This window comes from Pseudomonas alkylphenolica, assembly GCF_000746525.1.
Lineage (GTDB): Bacteria > Pseudomonadota > Gammaproteobacteria > Pseudomonadales > Pseudomonadaceae > Aquipseudomonas > Aquipseudomonas alkylphenolica.
Window position 1 is genome coordinate 771,627 of record NZ_CP009048.1, and the last position, 16,767, is coordinate 788,393.

16 protein-coding genes are annotated in these 16,767 nt (G+C 59.7%); 13 read left to right on the top strand and 3 right to left on the bottom strand.

Annotated features, from left to right (window positions below; genetic code table 11):
- The first annotated feature begins 11 nt into the window (after window positions 1-11).
- From PSAKL28_RS03635 to PSAKL28_RS03645, 3 genes are read left to right on the top strand one after another with little or no spacing between them, the layout of a single operon-like run.
- Window positions 12-1,415: a sodium-dependent transporter gene (locus tag PSAKL28_RS03635; protein WP_038606712.1), complete on the top strand. Its 1,404-nt coding sequence runs from the start codon at window positions 12-14 to the stop codon at window positions 1,413-1,415.
- 7 nt (window positions 1,416-1,422) lie between these two features.
- Window positions 1,423-1,857, top strand: a complete 435-nt coding sequence (locus PSAKL28_RS03640; protein WP_038606715.1) for a type II toxin-antitoxin system RatA family toxin — start codon at window positions 1,423-1,425, stop codon at window positions 1,855-1,857.
- Entirely contained in the window at window positions 1,820-2,149 is a 330-nt protein-coding gene (locus PSAKL28_RS03645) for an RnfH family protein (protein WP_038606718.1), read from the top strand. The genes PSAKL28_RS03640 and PSAKL28_RS03645 overlap by 38 nt, the downstream gene beginning before the upstream one ends.
- 55 nt (window positions 2,150-2,204) lie before the next feature.
- Here PSAKL28_RS03645 and PSAKL28_RS03650 read toward each other — a convergent pair whose 3' ends face one another.
- The gene (locus PSAKL28_RS03650; RefSeq protein ID WP_038606720.1) at window positions 2,205-2,744 is read right to left on the bottom strand and encodes an outer membrane protein assembly factor BamE; all 540 of its coding nucleotides are present in this window, start codon (window positions 2,742-2,744) and stop codon (window positions 2,205-2,207) included.
- 97 nt (window positions 2,745-2,841) lie between these two features.
- Between PSAKL28_RS03650 and fur the strand changes: the two genes are divergently transcribed.
- Window positions 2,842-3,249, top strand: a complete 408-nt coding sequence (gene fur, locus PSAKL28_RS03655) for a ferric iron uptake transcriptional regulator (RefSeq protein WP_038606723.1) — start codon at window positions 2,842-2,844, stop codon at window positions 3,247-3,249.
- Window positions 3,250-3,313: 64 nt separating this feature from the next.
- On the opposite strand, the gene recN is transcribed toward fur, so the two are convergent.
- A complete protein-coding gene (gene recN, locus PSAKL28_RS03660) occupies window positions 3,314-4,987 on the bottom strand; it encodes a DNA repair protein RecN (RefSeq protein WP_038606726.1) in 1,674 nt (557 codons plus the stop codon).
- A gap of 230 nt (window positions 4,988-5,217) precedes the next feature.
- On the opposite strand from recN, the gene grpE reads away from it, so the two are divergent.
- The 8 genes from grpE to PSAKL28_RS03700 all read left to right on the top strand — a co-directional run bounded on the left by grpE (window position 5,218) and on the right by PSAKL28_RS03700 (window position 15,599).
- The gene (gene grpE, locus PSAKL28_RS03665; protein WP_038606729.1) at window positions 5,218-5,772 is read left to right on the top strand and encodes a nucleotide exchange factor GrpE; all 555 of its coding nucleotides are present in this window, start codon (window positions 5,218-5,220) and stop codon (window positions 5,770-5,772) included.
- Window positions 5,773-5,873: 101 nt separating this feature from the next.
- Window positions 5,874-7,790, top strand: coding sequence for a molecular chaperone DnaK (dnaK, locus tag PSAKL28_RS03670; RefSeq protein ID WP_038606732.1), 1,917 nt, complete (start codon window positions 5,874-5,876; stop codon window positions 7,788-7,790).
- Window positions 7,791-8,000: 210 nt separating this feature from the next.
- Window positions 8,001-9,125, top strand: coding sequence for a molecular chaperone DnaJ (gene dnaJ, locus PSAKL28_RS03675; protein WP_038606737.1), 1,125 nt, complete (start codon window positions 8,001-8,003; stop codon window positions 9,123-9,125).
- A 13-nt stretch (window positions 9,126-9,138) separates the two neighbouring features.
- Entirely contained in the window at window positions 9,139-9,942 is an 804-nt protein-coding gene (dapB, locus tag PSAKL28_RS03680; RefSeq protein ID WP_038606740.1) for a 4-hydroxy-tetrahydrodipicolinate reductase, read from the top strand.
- 292 nt (window positions 9,943-10,234) lie between these two features.
- The gene (gene carA, locus PSAKL28_RS03685; protein ID WP_038606743.1) at window positions 10,235-11,371 is read left to right on the top strand and encodes a glutamine-hydrolyzing carbamoyl-phosphate synthase small subunit; all 1,137 of its coding nucleotides are present in this window, start codon (window positions 10,235-10,237) and stop codon (window positions 11,369-11,371) included.
- A gap of 103 nt (window positions 11,372-11,474) precedes the next feature.
- On the top strand, window positions 11,475-14,696 hold the full coding sequence (gene carB, locus PSAKL28_RS03690; RefSeq protein ID WP_038606746.1) for a carbamoyl-phosphate synthase large subunit: 3,222 nt from the start codon (window positions 11,475-11,477) through the stop codon (window positions 14,694-14,696).
- Window positions 14,693-15,175 carry a transcription elongation factor GreA gene (greA, locus tag PSAKL28_RS03695; RefSeq protein ID WP_084167971.1) on the top strand — a complete coding sequence of 161 codons (483 nt, stop codon included), beginning with the start codon at window positions 14,693-14,695 and terminating at the stop codon, window positions 15,173-15,175. Before carB ends, greA begins: the two co-directional genes overlap by 4 nt.
- On the top strand, window positions 15,153-15,599 hold the full coding sequence (locus tag PSAKL28_RS03700) for an MFS transporter (protein WP_174446935.1): 447 nt from the start codon (window positions 15,153-15,155) through the stop codon (window positions 15,597-15,599). The genes greA and PSAKL28_RS03700 overlap by 23 nt, the downstream gene beginning before the upstream one ends.
- A gap of 12 nt (window positions 15,600-15,611) precedes the next feature.
- On the opposite strand, the gene yhbY is transcribed toward PSAKL28_RS03700, so the two are convergent.
- The gene (gene yhbY, locus PSAKL28_RS03705; protein ID WP_038606752.1) at window positions 15,612-15,920 is read right to left on the bottom strand and encodes a ribosome assembly RNA-binding protein YhbY; all 309 of its coding nucleotides are present in this window, start codon (window positions 15,918-15,920) and stop codon (window positions 15,612-15,614) included.
- 101 nt (window positions 15,921-16,021) lie between these two features.
- On the opposite strand from yhbY, the gene rlmE reads away from it, so the two are divergent.
- Entirely contained in the window at window positions 16,022-16,645 is a 624-nt protein-coding gene (gene rlmE / locus PSAKL28_RS03710) for a 23S rRNA (uridine(2552)-2'-O)-methyltransferase RlmE (RefSeq protein WP_038606755.1), read from the top strand.
- Window positions 16,646-16,767: the final 122 nt, after the last annotated feature.

The window sequence follows — 16,767 nt, forward strand, 5'->3', positions numbered from 1 at the left end:
TGAGCGTGTTGATGTCGACGGACAAGGTTTCTGTCCATGGTGGTTGGGCCAGTCGCTGGGTATTTGTACTGGCGGCGACCGGTGCCGCGGTGGGCTTGGGGAGTATCTGGAAATTCCCCTACATGGTCGGCGTCTACGGTGGCGGTGCCTTTGTTCTGGTGTTTCTGGCCTGTATTGCCTTGATCGGTATTCCGGTGATGTTGGCCGAGACACTGATCGGCCGCCGCACCCGGCAAAGCCCGGCCAACGCCCTGCGTGACCTGGCGCTGGAGGCCGGGCACTCGCCGCGCTGGTCCTGGTGGGCATTCGCCGGGATGGTCACGGCGTTGCTGATCCTGTCGTTCTACAGCGTGGTCGGTGGTTGGTCGTTCGACTACATCATCAATATGGGCCGGGGCGATTTTCAGGGGGTGACGGCTGATCAGGTCGGTGGTTACTTCAATGGCGTGATCAGCGACCCTTGGCGCCTGGTGCTGTGGCACAGCCTGTTCATGCTGCTGTCGGCGCTGGTGATTGCCCGTGGCGTGGTGGCGGGGCTGGAGAAAAGCCTGCGGATCATGATGCCGCTGCTGTTCCTGCTGCTGGTGATCCTGCTGGGGTACAGTCTGACGACCGGGCACTTCATGCAGGGCCTGCATTTCATGTTCGATTTCGACACCTCGCGCCTGCTGGATGGCTTGTTGCCGGCCATGGGGCACGCCTTTTTTTCGTTGAGTGTCGGTGTTGGCTCGCTGTTGATCTATGGGGCCTACATGCCGAAAGACGCCTCTATTGGCGGCACCATCGTTGCTGTTGCCCTGCTCGATACCTTTGTTTCGCTGCTGGCCGGCCTGGCTCTGTTCCCGATCGTCTTCGCTGCCGGCCTGAACCCTAGCGAGGGCCCGGGGCTGATGTTTGTCGCCTTGCCATTTGCCTTCGGTAATGTGGCCTTTGGCCAATTGATGGGCGTCGTATTCTTTGTTCTAGTGGCAGTGGCGGCCTGGAGTTCGGCGATCTCCCTGCTTGAGCCCATGGTCGCCTACCTGGTGGAGCGTACTGGCGTACGCCGTGGCTGGATCACTACCTGGCTGGCTTTCAGTTGCTGGTTGGTCGGCCTGGGTACAGTGTTTTCGTTCAATATCTGGCAGCAGGCACGCTTTTTCGTGAACGATGGCAGCGGTTTTCAGCTCTACCAGTGGGGTGTGAGCGGCGGGCTGGACTTCTTTGGCGTGATCGACTTTTTCACCTCGCGGGTCATGTTGCCGCTGGGTGGTTTGTGCTTTGTGATATTCGCGGGTTGGATCATGGGGCGTGAGGCGGTGCGCGATGAATTGGCAATGCGCAGCCCGTTGCTGTTTGCTCTGACTTTCTTCTTGATGCGCTATGTGGCGCCATTCGGCATTCTGGTTGTGTTTGCCGCTCAGCTTTGGAAGTGACACCTGGATGACTACCCATATTCAACGTTCGGCCCTGCTGCCCTATCCGGCCCAGGCGTTGTACGACCTGGTCAACGATGTTGCGCGCTACCCGGAGTTCCTGCCCTGGTGCTCGTCCAGCACTGTGCTCGAGGTCAATGACGAGTTGATGCGTGCCAGCCTGGAAGTGGCCAAGGGGGGCATGAGCCAGAAGTTTGTCACCCGTAATGTGCTGGTGCCTGGGCAATCCATCGAAATGAACCTGGAGGAGGGGCCGTTCAATCAGTTGCACGGTCTGTGGATCTTCAAACCATTGGGCGAGAAGGCCTGCAAGATCAGTCTGGACCTGTCTTTCGACTACGCCGGACCGCTGGTGCGGGCGACCCTCGGGCCGCTGTTCAATCAGGCAGCCAATACCCTGGTCGATGCTTTCTGTCAGCGGGCCAAACAACTTGCGGGTTGAAGTGGTTTACGCCACGGCCGAGCGGCAATGGTTGCTCGCTGTGGACGTTGCGCCCGGCACGACACTGCGTGAAGCGGTGCGGTTGTCGGGCATTGCCGAGCAAGTGCCGGGTCTGGATGTAGGCGCGTGCCCGCTCGGCATCTTCGGCAAAGTCGTCAACGAGGCAGCCCAGCAGGCGGTCGCTGAGGGTGATCGCATCGAGCTGTACAGGCCTTTGCTGATCGACCCGAAGGAGGTGCGCAAGCAGCGCGCGGCCAAGGTGGCGAGGGTCTTCAAGAAAGCCAAGCGCTGAACTACAGGCACAAAAAAGCCCGGAATGTCCGGGCTTTTCTTTGCCTGCAGAATACTTACTGCGGCGAGGTTTCCAGCGGGGCTGGGGTCGGTACCGGGATCGTTTCGATGGTATCGACTTCGCGCTGGATTTTCTCTTCCAGGGAACCTGGCTTGGCCGGGGTCTCTTTGACCTGCTCAGCTGGCTCAACGGTGGTGCCTGGCTGTGCCGGGCTGACGCTGGTGTCGCCGCTGCCGCCGAGGATTTCCTGGTCGCGGCTGACGCCTGGCATGAAGTCGCCGGACAGGCTGACCAGTTGATCGTTCTCGTTGAAGAAAATGCTCATGCGTTCCTGCTGGCGTTGGCCGCCACCAGGTTGCAAGCTGTACAGGTAATCCCAGCGATTAGTGTGGAAGGTATCCTGGATCAGCGGGTTGCCCATGATAAACCGTACTTGCCGACGGGTCATTCCGGGGCGTAATTGGTCTATCATGTCTTGCGTGACGACATTGCCCTGCTGGATGTCGATTTTGTAAACCCCGGGGAACGAGCAACCGGCGAGTGCGAGCAGTCCCACAAAGGTGAGGCTGGTTAGCAAGAGCTTGGTGTTTTGCATCGGTGGGCGACTTCCACTATCTTGGCTGGACAACGTAAACCCCGATCATACCCGTATTCAGAGAAGCTGCGAAGCAGCATCGGCGAGAAAGCTGACCATGGTTGAAAATAGCGAACTGCGCAAAGCCGGTCTCAAGGTGACACTGCCTCGAGTAAAAATTCTACAGATGCTCGACTCTACCGAGCAGCGTCACATGAGTGCTGAGGATGTCTACAAGGCGCTGATGGAGGCAGGCGAGGATGTCGGTCTGGCCACGGTCTACCGTGTTCTGACCCAGTTCGAAGCTGCCGGCCTGGTAGTGCGCCACAACTTCGATGGCGGTCACGCCGTGTTCGAGCTGGCCGATGGCGGCCACCACGACCATATGGTCAACATGGAGTCTGGCGAAGTTATCGAGTTCTTCGATAGCGAAATTGAAAAGCGCCAGAAAGAAATCGTTGCCGAACATGGTTTCGAACTGGTTGACCATAATCTGGTCCTGTACGTGCGCAAGAAAAGTAAGTAACACCTCTTGCTGCACTGCATCAAAGGCGACCCAGGGGTCGCCTTTGTGCTTTCTGGTGCGGGCCTCAGGCCTTGCTGGTGACCACCATTTTGCGGGCGTGGGCCAGCGACTCCTTGGTCAGGTCGATACCGCCAAGCATCCGCGCCACTTCTTCAACGCGTTCGCGCTTGCCCAGGTTGGCCACGGCGGTATGCGTGGCGTCACTGTTGCGTACCTTGTGGACAAACAGGTGATGATGGCCTTGGGCGGCCACTTGTGGCAGGTGGGTCACGGTCAGTACCTGGCCGCGCTCGCCCAGGCGTCGCAACAATTGACCGACGATCTCCGCCGTCGGGCCGCCGATCCCGACATCGACTTCGTCGAAGACCAGGGTCGGGATGCGCGAGGTTTGCGCAGTGATCACCTGGATGGCCAGGCTGATCCGTGACAGTTCTCCCCCGGAGGCGACTTTGGCCAGGCCCTTGAGCGGTTGGCCGGGGTTGGCACTGACCAGTAGCTCCACCTGCTCCAGGCCGTGGGGCGACAGCTCATCGCTGCCATTGGCGTGCAGTTCGATGCTGAAACGGCCACCGGGCATGCCCAGGCGCTGGATTTCCTGCTCGACCGCGCCGGCCAGCTGGTTGGCAGCCTGGATGCGCAAGGCGCTCAACTCACTGGCCTTGTCCTGGTAATGACGGGCAAAGGCAGCCAGTTCTTCGCCAAGACGCTCAATGGACTCGTCATTGGCATTCAGGCCTTCGAGTTCCTCCATCAGCCGCTGTTGCAGGTTTGCCAGTTCGGTTGGGTGCACGCGGTGCTTGCGGGCGAGGGTATAGATGCTGTCGAGACGTTCTTCGAGTTGCTGCAGGCGCGCGGGGTCGGCGTCGAAGTGATCAAGGAAGCGGTTCAACTCGCCGACCGCTTCTTCAACCTGGATCTGTGCGCTGGCGATCATGTTGGCGGCTTCGCCCAGCGCCTTGGGCGCATTTTGCACCGCGGTCAGGCGATTGAGGCTGGCGGTCAGGGCGTTGAGCACATTTCCTGAGTCGTTTTCGCTGCAGTGATCGATCACCTGACGGCAAATACCAAAGAGTGCTTCGGCGTTGGTCAGGTTCTTGTGTTCCTGCTCCAGCTGCTCCAGTTCGTTTTCGCCCAGGCCGAGGTTGTCGAGCTCTTCGAGCTGGTAGCTGAGCAATTGATGTTGCGCCCGCTGCTCGTCGCCGGAGTTGGACAGGCGCTCCAGCTCCTGGCGGGTCTGGCGCCAGCGCTGGGCGGCCAGTTGCACCTGGCGGGCCAGGTCGGTGGCACCGGCGTACTCGTCAAGCAGGCGGCGGTGGGTATCGGACTTCAGCAGCGACTGGTGCTCGTGCTGGCTGTGGATATCTATGAGCAGCTCGCCGAGGGCCTTGAGGTCGCCGAGCGGGCAGGGCGTGCCGTTGATGTAGCCGCGGCTGCGGCCTTCGGCGGTGATCACTCGGCGCAGGATGCATGGGCCGTCGTTGTCCAGGTCGCGCTCGGCCAACCAGGTGCGGGCCTCGGGAATGTCTGCCAGATCGAAGGTGGCGAGGATGTCGGCCTTGTCGGCGCCTGGACGCACCACGCCACTGTCGGCACGGTCACCCAGAGTCAGGCCCAGGGCGTCGAGCATGATCGATTTGCCGGCCCCGGTTTCACCGGTAATGACGCTCATCCCGCGGGCGAGCTCGAGGTCCAGGTGTTCGACGATGGCATAGTTGTGTACGGACAGGTGCACCAGCATTGGGGCGGCTCCCAGGCGTTAAGTCTGGTTATTTATACAGTGTTTTCAAATCCTCTGACAATGCTGCCGTTTAGTTCAATTTGGTTATCAGGGCGCGGTTCTGATTGCGATGGGTTATGAGCGAATGCGCGTGAGCTGTTTCGTAGCCCTTGAACCTGGGTTTTGCGACCCCATATAGGCGGCAGAAGCGCGAGTAATGCTCGCAGACCTTATTCGAGAGGAGAGATTTTATGGCTGACGAACAGCTGGATGAACAGAATCTGAACGCCGAAGCGACTGGCGACCAAGACCTGAGCGCCCGCGTACAGGTGCTCGAAGAGCAGCTGGCGGCGGCCCAGGATCAATCCCTGCGCACCGCCGCCGACCTGCAGAACGTGCGCCGTCGCGCCGAGCAGGACGTAGAGAAGGCGCACAAGTTCGCCCTGGAAAAATTCGCCGGTGACCTGCTGCCGGTCATCGACAGCCTCGAGCGTGGCCTGGAGCTGTCCAGCGCCGAGGACGAGAACATTCGCCCGATGCGCGAAGGTATCGAGCTGACCCTGAAAATGTTCCACGACACCCTCAAGCGCTACAACCTCGAGGCGATCGACCCGCACGGCGAACCCTTCAATGCCGAGCACCACCAGGCCATGGCCATGCAGGAAAGCGCCGAGGTTGAGCCCAACAGCGTGCTCAAGGTGTTCCAGAAGGGCTATCAGCTCAACGGCCGTCTGCTGCGCCCGGCCATGGTCGTGGTCAGCAAGGCCCCGGCAGCGGTTTCGCCGTCGATTGACGAGCAGGCTTGAAATCGTTTCTGGCGCCCCCATCTAGGTGTCAAGCATTCAAGTATTACCGCAGTTAGCCACCACTGCTGCGGCAACCAAATTCAAGTTTCGGGAGAGTTAACATGGGTAAAATCATCGGTATCGACCTGGGGACCACCAACTCCTGTGTCTCCATTCTGGAAAACGGCAGCGCCAAGGTTATCGAGAACGCTGAAGGCGCGCGTACCACGCCGTCGATCATCGCTTATGCCAACGATGGCGAGATCCTGGTTGGCCAGTCGGCCAAGCGTCAGGCTGTCACCAACCCGCACAACACCCTGTACGCGGTAAAGCGTCTGATCGGCCGTCGCTTCGATGAAGACGTCGTGCAGAAAGACATCCAGATGGTTCCGTACAAGATTGTCAAAGCGGACAACAGCGACGCCTGGGTTGAAGTGAACGGCCAGAAAATGGCACCGCCACAAATCTCGGCTGAAATCCTGAAAAAGATGAAGAAAACCGCCGAAGACTACCTCGGCGAGCCAGTGACCGAGGCGGTCATCACCGTTCCGGCCTACTTCAACGACAGCCAGCGTCAGGCCACCAAGGATGCCGGTCGCATCGCCGGTCTGGACGTAAAACGTATCATCAACGAACCAACCGCGGCTGCGCTGGCGTACGGTATGGACAAGGCCAAAGGCGACCACACCGTGATCGTTTATGACCTGGGTGGTGGTACATTCGACGTTTCGGTAATTGAAATCGCCGAAGTCGATGGCGAGCACCAGTTCGAAGTGTTGGCCACCAACGGTGACACTTTCCTCGGTGGTGAAGACTTCGATATTCGCCTGATCGACTACCTCGTCGACGAGTTCAAGAAAGAAAGCGGCATGAACCTCAAAGGTGACCCGCTGGCGATGCAGCGTCTGAAAGAAGCCGCTGAAAAAGCCAAGATCGAGCTGTCCTCGAGCCAGCAGACCGACGTCAACCTGCCGTACATCACTGCAGATGCCACCGGTCCTAAGCACCTGAACGTGAAGATCTCCCGCGCCAAGCTGGAGTCGCTGGTCGAAGACCTGGTTCAGCGCACTATCGAGCCTTGCCGCATTGCGATGAAAGACGCCGGTATCGACGTCAGCAAGATCGACGACGTGATCCTGGTCGGCGGTCAGACCCGTATGCCGCTGGTACAGAAAGCGGTTACCGATTTCTTCGGTAAAGAAGCGCGTAAAGACGTCAACCCTGACGAAGCTGTTGCCATGGGTGCTGCTATCCAGGGTGCGGTACTGGCCGGTGACGTCAAAGACGTACTGCTGCTGGACGTCAGCCCGCTGACCCTGGGTATCGAAACCATGGGTGGCGTGATGACTGCGCTGATCGAGAAGAACACCACTATCCCGACCAAAAAGTCGCAGGTGTTCTCGACTGCCGATGACAACCAGAGCGCCGTGACCATTCACGTGCTGCAAGGTGAGCGTAAGCAGGCTGCGCAGAACAAGTCCCTGGGCAAGTTCGACCTGGCCGAGATTCCACCAGCACCACGTGGTGTGCCACAGATCGAAGTAACCTTCGACATCGACGCCAACGGCATCCTGCACGTAGGCGCCAAAGACAAGGCTACTGGCAAGACTCAGTCGATCGTGATCAAGGCCAACTCCGGTCTGTCTGATGAAGAAATTCAGCAGATGATCCGCGACGCCGAAGCGAACTCGGAAGAAGACCGCAAGTTCGAAGAACTGGCCGCTGCCCGCAACCAGGGTGATGCACTGGTTCACTCGACTCGCAAGATGGTCGCTGACGCCGGTGACAAGGTCACTGCTGAAGAGAAGACTGCGATCGAAGCTGCCGTGGTTGCCCTGGAAGCCGCTATCAAAGGCGACGACAAGGCTGCCATCGACGCCAAGGTCGAAGAGCTGTCGAAAGTTTCGGCTCCAGTTGCTCAGAAGATGTACGCCGAGCAGCAGGCCGAGCAGCCACAGGCTGGCGCACAGCAGGCTGAAGAAGCCAAGCACGACGACGTCGTTGATGCTGAGTTCGAAGAAGTTAAAGACAACAAGTAATTGCTACAGGTTGTCGGCCGGTTGACTGCTTTCTAGTGGTTGGCTGGTAGGATGTCGCCGCGCGGGGGCTTGCTCCCGCGTTGGCGTGTCTGCAATACCCGAATTTTTACAGTATCTGTCAGGCCTCCTGGAGGGGGTTGAGGCAGCTGCTGGCGGCACAGCGCGGAATGCGCAGAGGTTTGCCGAACGTCCTCAAGAGTGCAAAGACTTATGGCAAAGCGTGACTATTACGAAGTTCTGGGAGTTGAGCGCGGCTCCAGTGAAGCGGACCTGAAGAAGGCCTATCGCCGTCTGGCGATGAAGCATCACCCGGACCGTAACCCTGATGACAAAGCGTCGGAAGAGAAATTCAAGGAGGCCAACGAGGCTTACGAAGTGCTCTCCGATGCCAGCAAGCGCGCGGCCTATGACCAGTATGGTCATGCCGGTGTCGACCCGAGCATGGGTGGTGGTGGTGCCGGCTTTGGCGGTGCGAACTTTTCCGATATTTTCGGTGACGTGTTCAGCGATTTCTTCGGTGGCGGCCGTGGTGGCTCGCGCGGTGGTGCCCAGCGTGGCAGCGACCTGCGCTACACCCTGGAGCTGAACCTGGAAGAGGCGGTGCGTGGTACCACGGTCAATATCCGTGTGCCGACACTGGTCAACTGCGAGCCGTGTGATGGCTCCGGCGCCAAGAAAGGCTCGTCGCCTTCGACCTGCCCGACCTGCGGTGGTATTGGTCAGGTGCGCATGCAGCAGGGCTTCTTCTCGGTCCAGCAGACCTGCCCGCGTTGCCATGGCCAGGGCAAGATCATTACTGATCCGTGCGGTTCCTGTCACGGCGAAGGGCGTGTCGAAGAGTACAAGACCCTTTCGGTCAAGGTGCCGGCCGGTGTCGATACGGGCGATCGCATTCGTCTGTCCGGTGAAGGTGAGGCCGGTTCTCATGGTGGTCCGACCGGTGACCTGTACGTTGTGATCAACGTGCGCGAACACCCGATCTTCCAGCGTGACGGCAAGCACCTGTACTGCGAAGTACCGATCAGCTACACCGATGCTGCCCTGGGTGGCGAGCTGGAAGTGCCGACCCTTGATGGCCGGGTCAAGCTGAAGATTCCGGAAGGTACCCAGACCGGCAAGCAGTTCCGTCTGCGTGGTAAGGGTGTGGCGCCGGTTCGTGGTGGTGGCGCTGGCGACCTGATGTGCCGCGTCGCAGTCGAAACACCGGTCAACCTCAGTCGTCGCCAGCGTGAGCTGCTCGAAGAGCTGCGCGATTCGCTGGAAGGCGACAGTTCCCATTCGCCGAAAGCCAATGGCTGGTTCGAAGGCGTAAAGCGCTTCTTCGGCGACTTGTAAGAAGGAATAGGGCATGCGACGTATAGCGGTAATGGGCGCGGCAGGGCGCATGGGCAAGACCCTGATCGAAGCGGTACAGCAGGCTCCGGGTGCGGGGCTGACTGCGGCGATTGATCGTCCGGACAGTTCGCTGGTCGGGGCTGATGCCGGTGAGCTGGCGGCGCTGGGTCGGATCGGCGTACTGCTGTCCGACGATCTGGCCAAGGTTGCTGACGAGTTCGACGTGCTGATCGATTTCACTCACCCGTCGGTGACCCTGAAGAACCTGGCGTTCTGTCGCAAGGCAGGCAAAGCCATGATCATCGGCACTACCGGTTTCAGTGTCGAAGAGAAGCAGCTGCTGGCCGAGGCGGGTAAAGACATCCCGATCGTCTTTGCGGCCAACTTCAGTGTTGGCGTCAACCTCAGCCTGAGGCTGCTGGACATGGCTGCACGAGTGCTCGGTGATGATGTCGACATTGAAATCATCGAAGCTCACCATCGGCACAAGGTCGATGCGCCGTCGGGTACCGCGCTGCGCATGGGTGAAGTCGTCGCCAATGCGTTGGGGCGTGATTTGCAGGAAGTGGCGGTGTACGGCCGTGAAGGCCAGACCGGTGCCCGTGATCGCCAGACCATCGGTTTCGCCACTGTGCGTGCCGGCGACGTGGTTGGTGATCACACCGTGTTGTTCGCCGCTGACGGTGAGCGCCTTGAGATCACTCACAAGGCTTCCAGTCGCATGACCTTTGCCAGGGGGGCGGTACGTGCCGCCCTGTGGCTGGACGGGCGCGAGCCTGGCTTGTACGACATGCAGGACGTGCTCGACCTGCGTTGATCGGTTCTGCTGAGAGGGGTAATTGCCTGTGGGAGCGGGCTTGCCCCGCGATTGCAGTTAGCCAGTTGCAACGCTTCGCGGGGCAAGCCCGCTCCCACTGTCGCATTCCTGAGCTTTTCAGGCACATCAGTGGTAGACCAAAAAAGCGTTTTTCTGTAAGCTACAGCTTTAGTGTGTCCACTAAAAGCGCGCAGATAATTCGATTAAGAAAGCGGGGTGACGTGTCTATACGTCATTCCGCTTTTTTGCAACCTGCGATCGCCCCTTCAGGCTTGATTTACGGGAGGTCTTCTTGACTAAGCCAGCCATACTCGCCCTTGCCGATGGCAGCATTTTTCGCGGTGAAGCCATTGGAGCCGACGGACAAACCGTTGGTGAGGTGGTGTTTAACACCGCAATGACCGGCTATCAGGAAATCCTGACTGACCCTTCCTATGCGCAGCAAATCGTTACCCTGACTTACCCGCACATCGGCAACACCGGTACCACGCCGGAAGACGCCGAGTCCGACCGCGTCTGGTCGGCCGGTCTGGTGATTCGCGACCTGCCACTAATCGCGAGCAACTGGCGCAACAAGCAGTCGCTGCCTGACTACCTCAAAGCCAATAACGTGGTAGCGATCGCCGGTATCGACACGCGTCGTCTGACGCGCATCCTGCGTGAGAAGGGCGCGCAGAACGGTTGCATCCTGGCCGGCGACAACATCAGCGAAGAGGCTGCAATCGCCGCCGCTCGCGGTTTTCCTGGCCTCAAGGGCATGGACCTGGCAAAAGTTGTCAGCACCAAGTCCAGCTACGAATGGCGCTCCAGCGTCTGGGAGCTGAAAACCGACAGCCACGCGACCATCGATGCCGCCGAGCTGCCGTACCACGTGGTTGCCTACGACTACGGCGTCAAGCTGAACATCCTGCGCATGCTGGTCGCCCGCGGCTGCCGCCTGACCGTGGTGCCGGCGCAAACCCCGGCCAGCGAAGTCCTGGCGCTCAACCCGGATGGCGTGTTCCTGTCCAACGGCCCTGGTGATCCGGAGCCATGCGACTACGCGATCCAGGCGATCAAGGACATCCTCGAAACCGAAATCCCGGTATTCGGTATCTGCCTGGGTCACCAGCTGCTGGCCCTGGCCTCCGGTGCCAAGACCGTGAAAATGGGTCATGGTCACCACGGTGCCAACCACCCGGTCCAGGACCTGGATACCGGCGTGGTGATGATCACCAGCCAGAACCACGGTTTCGCGGTTGATGAGGCCACCCTGCCGGGCAACGTCCGCGCCATCCACAAGTCGCTGTTCGACGGTACCCTGCAGGGTATCGAGCGCACCGACAAGAGCGCGTTCAGCTTCCAGGGTCACCCTGAAGCCAGCCCGGGCCCGACTGACGTCGCGCCTCTGTTCGACCGTTTCATCGATGCCATGGCCAAGCGCCGCTGAGCACCTGCGAGAAGGCCCTGAACCGGTGCAAGCCGCGTTCAGGTGCTGTCCCAAGATTGTTCAAAGCGGCTTGCCGACTGACCTGCGGAATTGAGTGATACCCATGCCAAAACGTACAGACATTAAAAGCATCCTGATTCTTGGCGCTGGCCCGATCGTGATCGGCCAGGCCTGCGAATTCGACTACTCCGGCGCCCAGGCCTGTAAAGCCCTGCGCGAAGAGGGCTATCGCGTCATCCTGGTGAACTCCAACCCGGCCACCATCATGACCGACCCGGCCATGGCCGACGCCACCTACATCGAGCCGATCAAGTGGCAGACCGTTGCCAAGATCATCGAAAAAGAGCGCCCTGACGCGCTGCTGCCGACCATGGGTGGCCAGACCGCCCTGAACTGCGCCCTGGACCTGGAGCGCGAAGGCGTCCTGGAAAAGTTCGGCGTGGAAATGATCGGTGCCAACGCCGACACCATCGACAAAGCCGAAGACCGTTCGCGCTTCGATACCGCCATGAAGGCCATCGGCCTGGAATGCCCGCGCTCCGGTATCGCCCACAGCATGGAAGAAGCCAACGCAGTGCTCGAGAAGCTCGGCTTCCCGTGCATCATCCGTCCGTCCTTCACCATGGGCGGCACCGGTGGCGGTATTGCTTACAACCGTGAAGAATTCGAAGAAATCTGCGCCCGTGGTCTGGACCTGTCGCCGACCAAAGAGCTGCTGATCGACGAATCGCTGATCGGCTGGAAAGAGTACGAGATGGAAGTGGTCCGCGACAAAAAGGACAACTGCATCATCGTCTGCTCGATCGAGAACTTCGACCCGATGGGCGTGCACACCGGTGATTCGATCACCGTGGCTCCGGCACAGACCCTGACCGACAAGGAATACCAGATCATGCGCAACGCCTCGCTGGCGGTGCTGCGTGAAATCGGTGTTGAAACCGGCGGCTCCAACGTTCAGTTCGGTATCTGCCCGGACACCGGTCGCATGGTCGTGATCGAGATGAACCCGCGGGTATCGCGTTCCTCGGCCCTGGCCTCGAAAGCCACCGGTTTCCCGATCGCCAAGATCGCCGCCAAGCTGGCTGTCGGTTACACCCTCGACGAACTGCAGAACGACATCACTGGCGGCCGTACCCCGGCTTCCTTCGAGCCGTCGATCGACTACGTCGTTACCAAGCTGCCACGTTTCGCCTTCGAAAAATTCCCGAAAGCCGACGCCCGCCTGACCACCCAGATGAAGTCCGTGGGTGAAGTCATGGCCATCGGCCGGACCTTCCAGGAATCCCTGCAGAAAGCTCTGCGCGGTCTGGAAGTCGGTGTTTGCGGCCTCGACCCGAAAGTCGACCTGGCCAGCCCTGACGCTGCCAGCATCCTCAAGCGCGAGCTGACCGTGCCGGGTGCCGAGCGCATCTGGTATGTGGCTGACGCCATGCGCTCGGGCATGACCTGCGACGAAATCTTCGCCCTGACCGGTATCGACCACTGGTTCCTGGTGCAGATGGAAGACCTGATCAAAGAAGAAGAGAAGGTCAAGACCCTGGCCCTGTCGGCGATCGACAAGGACCTGATGCTGCGTCTGAAGCGCAAGGGCTTCTCCGACCAGCGTCTGGCCAAGCTGCTGGGTATCACCGACAAGAACCTGCGTCGTCACCGCCACAAGCTGGAAGTGTTCCCGGTCTACAAGCGCGTTGACACCTGCGCGGCCGAGTTCGCCACCGACACCGCCTACCTGTACTCGACCTACGAGGAAGAGTGCGAAGCGAACCCGTCGACCCGCGACAAGATCATGATCCTCGGCGGCGGTCCTAACCGTATCGGTCAAGGTATCGAGTTCGACTACTGCTGCGTACACGCGGCACTGGCCCTGCGTGAAGACGGTTACGAGACCATCATGGTCAACTGCAACCCGGAAACCGTCTCCACCGACTACGATACCTCCGACCGTCTGTACTTCGAGCCGCTGACCCTGGAAGACGTGCTGGAAGTGGTGCGTGTCGAGAAGCCAAAAGGCGTGATCGTCCACTACGGCGGCCAGACTCCGCTGAAACTGGCGCGTGCCCTGGAAGAAGCCGGCGTGCCGATCATCGGTACCAGCCCTGACGCCATCGACCGCGCGGAAGACCGTGAGCGCTTCCAGCACATGGTTCAGCGCCTGAACCTGCTGCAGCCGCCTAACGCCACCGTGCGCAGCGAAGACGAAGCAATTCGTGCTGCCGGCGTTATCGGTTATCCGCTGGTGGTGCGTCCGTCCTATGTACTGGGCGGCCGTGCGATGGAAATCGTCTACGAGCTGGACGAACTCAAGCGCTACCTGCGCGAAGCGGTGCAAGTGTCCAACGACAGTCCGGTACTGCTCGACCACTTCCTCAACTGCGCCATCGAGATGGACGTGGATGCGGTCTGTGACGGCAAGGACGTAGTGATCGGCGCGATCATGCAGCACATCGAACAGGCGGGTGTTCACTCCGGTGACTCGGCTTGCTCGCTGCCACCGTACTCGCTGCCGGCCCATGTTCAGGACGAAGTCCGCGAGCAGGTCAAGAAAATGGCCCTGGAGCTGGGTGTTGTCGGCCTGATGAACGTCCAGCTGGCGCTGCAGGGCGACAAGATCTACGTGATCGAAGTCAACCCGCGCGCTTCGCGTACCGTGCCTTTCGTCTCCAAGTGCATCGGCACTTCGCTGGCGATGATTGCCGCGCGCGTCATGGCTGGCAAATCGCTGAAAGAAATCGGTTTCACCAAGGAAATCATTCCTAACTTCTACAGTGTCAAAGAAGCGGTGTTCCCGTTTGCCAAGTTCCCGGGTGTTGACCCAATCCTCGGCCCTGAGATGAAATCCACCGGTGAAGTCATGGGTGTCGGCGACAGCTTCGGTGAAGCGTTCGCCAAGGCCCAGATGGGTGCCTCCGAAGTGCTGCCGACCGGCGGTACTGCGTTCATCAGCGTGCGTGACGACGACAAGCCACAAGTGGCCGGTGTTGCTCGCGACCTGATCGCCCTGGGCTTCGAAGTGGTTGCCACCGTCGGTACCGCCAAGGTTATCGAGGCGGCTGGCCTGAAAGTGCGTCGCGTGAACAAGGTGACCGAAGGTCGTCCGCACGTGGTCGACATGATCAAGAACGACGAAGTGTCGCTGATCATCAACACCACCGAAGGCCGCCAGTCGATCGCCGACTCCTACTCGATTCGTCGCAATGCGTTGCAGCACAAGATTTACTGCACCACCACCATTGCGGCCGGTGAAGCCATCTGCGAAGCGCTGAAGTTTGGTCCTGAAAAGACCGTTCGCCGCTTGCAGGATCTGCATGCAGGACTCAAAGCATGAGCATTACCAAGTACCCGATGACCGTCCAGGGCGCTCGCGCCCTGGAGGAAGAGCACCTTTTCCTGAGCAAGACCGAGCGTCCGCGCCTGAGCCAGGCCATTGGTGAAGCCCGCGAGCTGGGCGATCTCAAGGAAAACGCCGAGTACCACGCTGCCCGTGAAGAGCAGGGTATGGTCGAGGCGCGTATTCGCGATATCGAAGGCCGTCTGCAGAACTCGGTGGTGATCGACGTCACCACCATCGCCCACACCGGCAAAGTGATTTTCGGTACCACCGTGGACCTGGAAAACACCGAGACCGGCGATCAGGTGACTTACCAGATCGTGGGTGAGGACGAAGCGGACGTGAAGCAGGGCAAGCTCTCGGTCGGTGCTCCGATCGCCCGGGCCATCATTGGCAAGGAAGAGGGTGATACCGTGGTGATCAAAACGCCAAGCGGTACGGTCGAGTACGAGATTGTCGAAGTCAAACACATCTGACCGTCGCCGGGGCTTTGCAGCCGCCCCGGCAATCTGGCAACTGACCCAGGTGTTCTGGGTCGGTGGCCTGTGGATGCTGCATTTCGGTCTGCTGCCGGCGTTGGGCCAGATTGGCCTGGCGCCGCTGTTGATCGAGGATATTGGTAGCCTGATGGCATCGTTGCTGGTGGCGTTTGCGGCATTTTGCGCAGGCGTGCAGGCACTGGTGCTGATGCAGGCACAGGGCCTGGCCAGTCTGTGGCGGGACATGCGGGGGCAGTTGTTGTCGATGGCAATGCTGGCGTGCGTGGTGTATTTCGCCTTGCGCGTGGGCATGCCGGGGGAATTGCGCTGGCAGCTGTTCTGCTACCTGGTGTTGGGTCTTACCGGCTTGCTGCTGGTCATGCAGCCGGTGCCGGGCAGGGCGCGCAGGGCGCGCCACTGACCGCGGCGAACATCACTTGTAGCGATGGATGTTCGACAGCTGCTTGTTCGGCTGTGGGTTGCGGCGATAGATCAGTGCCTTTTTGCCGATGGTCTGTACCAGCTCGGCGCGACCGGCTTTGCACAGTGCGGCGATTGCGGCGGCACGTTCTTCCCGATCTTCCGAACGAATCTCGACCTTGATCAGTTCGTGATCGGCCAGAGCGCGTTCGAGTTCGGCGATAACGCCCTCAGTCAGCCCGTTGCCTGCCACAATCAGAACTGGTTTCAGGTCGTGGCCAATGGATTTGTACTGTTTCTTCTGCTCGTTATTGAGCGGCATAATCTGACCCTTGTGTCTGATTCTGTAAAAATGGCGGCCATTTTACCCGAGGGCCCGTGGATCCGCCCAGTTAATCACGACCCTAATCATCGAGGTGCCCAGTGGCGCGTTCCAAGACAAGCCTTGGCTGGCTGAAAGAACACTTCAACGATCCTTATGTCAAAAAGGCGCAAAAGGATGGTTACCGCTCGCGAGCGAGCTACAAATTGCTGGAAATTCAGGAAAAGTACCGGATTATCCGCCCTGGTATGAGCGTAGTCGATCTCGGTGCTGCACCGGGTGGCTGGTCGCAGGTGACCAGTCGTCTGATCGGCGGTCAGGGCCGCCTGATTGCCTCGGACATCCTGGAAATGGACAGTATTCCGGACGTTACCTTTGTCCAGGGTGACTTCACTCAGGACGAAGTGCTGGAGCAGATCCTTGCGGCGGTAGGTAATTCACATGTAGACCTTGTGATTTCCGATATGGCCCCCAATATGAGTGGTACGCCTGCTGTGGATATCCCCAAGTCCATGTTCCTGTGTGAACTGGCCCTTGATCTGGCGACCCGGGTACTCAAGCCGGGTGGGGATTTCCTGATCAAGATTTTCCAGGGCGAAGGCTTTGACGTATATCTGAAGGACGCTCGTCAGAAATTCGACAAGGTTCAGATGATCAAGCCTGACTCTTCGCGGGATCGCTCCCGCGAGCAGTACTTGCTGGCGAGGGGTTATCGCGGCGAGTAAGGCTTCAGGCCGGTGACTTTCAGGGTGCTCGATAGTTATTTCCAATCGGCTGTCCTGCCTGACCTGGATGAACATCGTGTAGTCTAGGTTTCACAAAGGGTTACAGACGGCGCCTGCAGATG

Excerpts from the sequence above, each read along its gene's own strand:
- PSAKL28_RS03635 (WP_038606712.1), top strand. The coding sequence starts at position 12 with ATGTCGACGGACAAGGTTTCTGTCCATGGTGGTTGGGCCAGTCGCTGG.
- PSAKL28_RS03640 (WP_038606715.1), top strand. The coding sequence starts at position 1,423 with ATGACTACCCATATTCAACGTTCGGCCCTGCTGCCCTATCCGGCCCAG.
- PSAKL28_RS03645 (WP_038606718.1), top strand. The coding sequence starts at position 1,820 with ATGCTTTCTGTCAGCGGGCCAAACAACTTGCGGGTTGAAGTGGTTTAC.
- PSAKL28_RS03650 (WP_038606720.1), bottom strand. The coding sequence starts at position 2,744 with ATGCAAAACACCAAGCTCTTGCTAACCAGCCTCACCTTTGTGGGACTG.
- fur (WP_038606723.1), top strand. The coding sequence starts at position 2,842 with ATGGTTGAAAATAGCGAACTGCGCAAAGCCGGTCTCAAGGTGACACTG.
- recN (WP_038606726.1), bottom strand. The coding sequence starts at position 4,987 with ATGCTGGTGCACCTGTCCGTACACAACTATGCCATCGTCGAACACCTG.
- grpE (WP_038606729.1), top strand. The coding sequence starts at position 5,218 with ATGGCTGACGAACAGCTGGATGAACAGAATCTGAACGCCGAAGCGACT.
- dnaK (WP_038606732.1), top strand. The coding sequence starts at position 5,874 with ATGGGTAAAATCATCGGTATCGACCTGGGGACCACCAACTCCTGTGTC.
- dnaJ (WP_038606737.1), top strand. The coding sequence starts at position 8,001 with ATGGCAAAGCGTGACTATTACGAAGTTCTGGGAGTTGAGCGCGGCTCC.
- dapB (WP_038606740.1), top strand. The coding sequence starts at position 9,139 with ATGCGACGTATAGCGGTAATGGGCGCGGCAGGGCGCATGGGCAAGACC.
- carB (WP_038606746.1), top strand. The coding sequence starts at position 11,475 with ATGCCAAAACGTACAGACATTAAAAGCATCCTGATTCTTGGCGCTGGC.
- greA (WP_084167971.1), top strand. The coding sequence starts at position 14,693 with ATGAGCATTACCAAGTACCCGATGACCGTCCAGGGCGCTCGCGCCCTG.
- yhbY (WP_038606752.1), bottom strand. The coding sequence starts at position 15,920 with ATGCCGCTCAATAACGAGCAGAAGAAACAGTACAAATCCATTGGCCAC.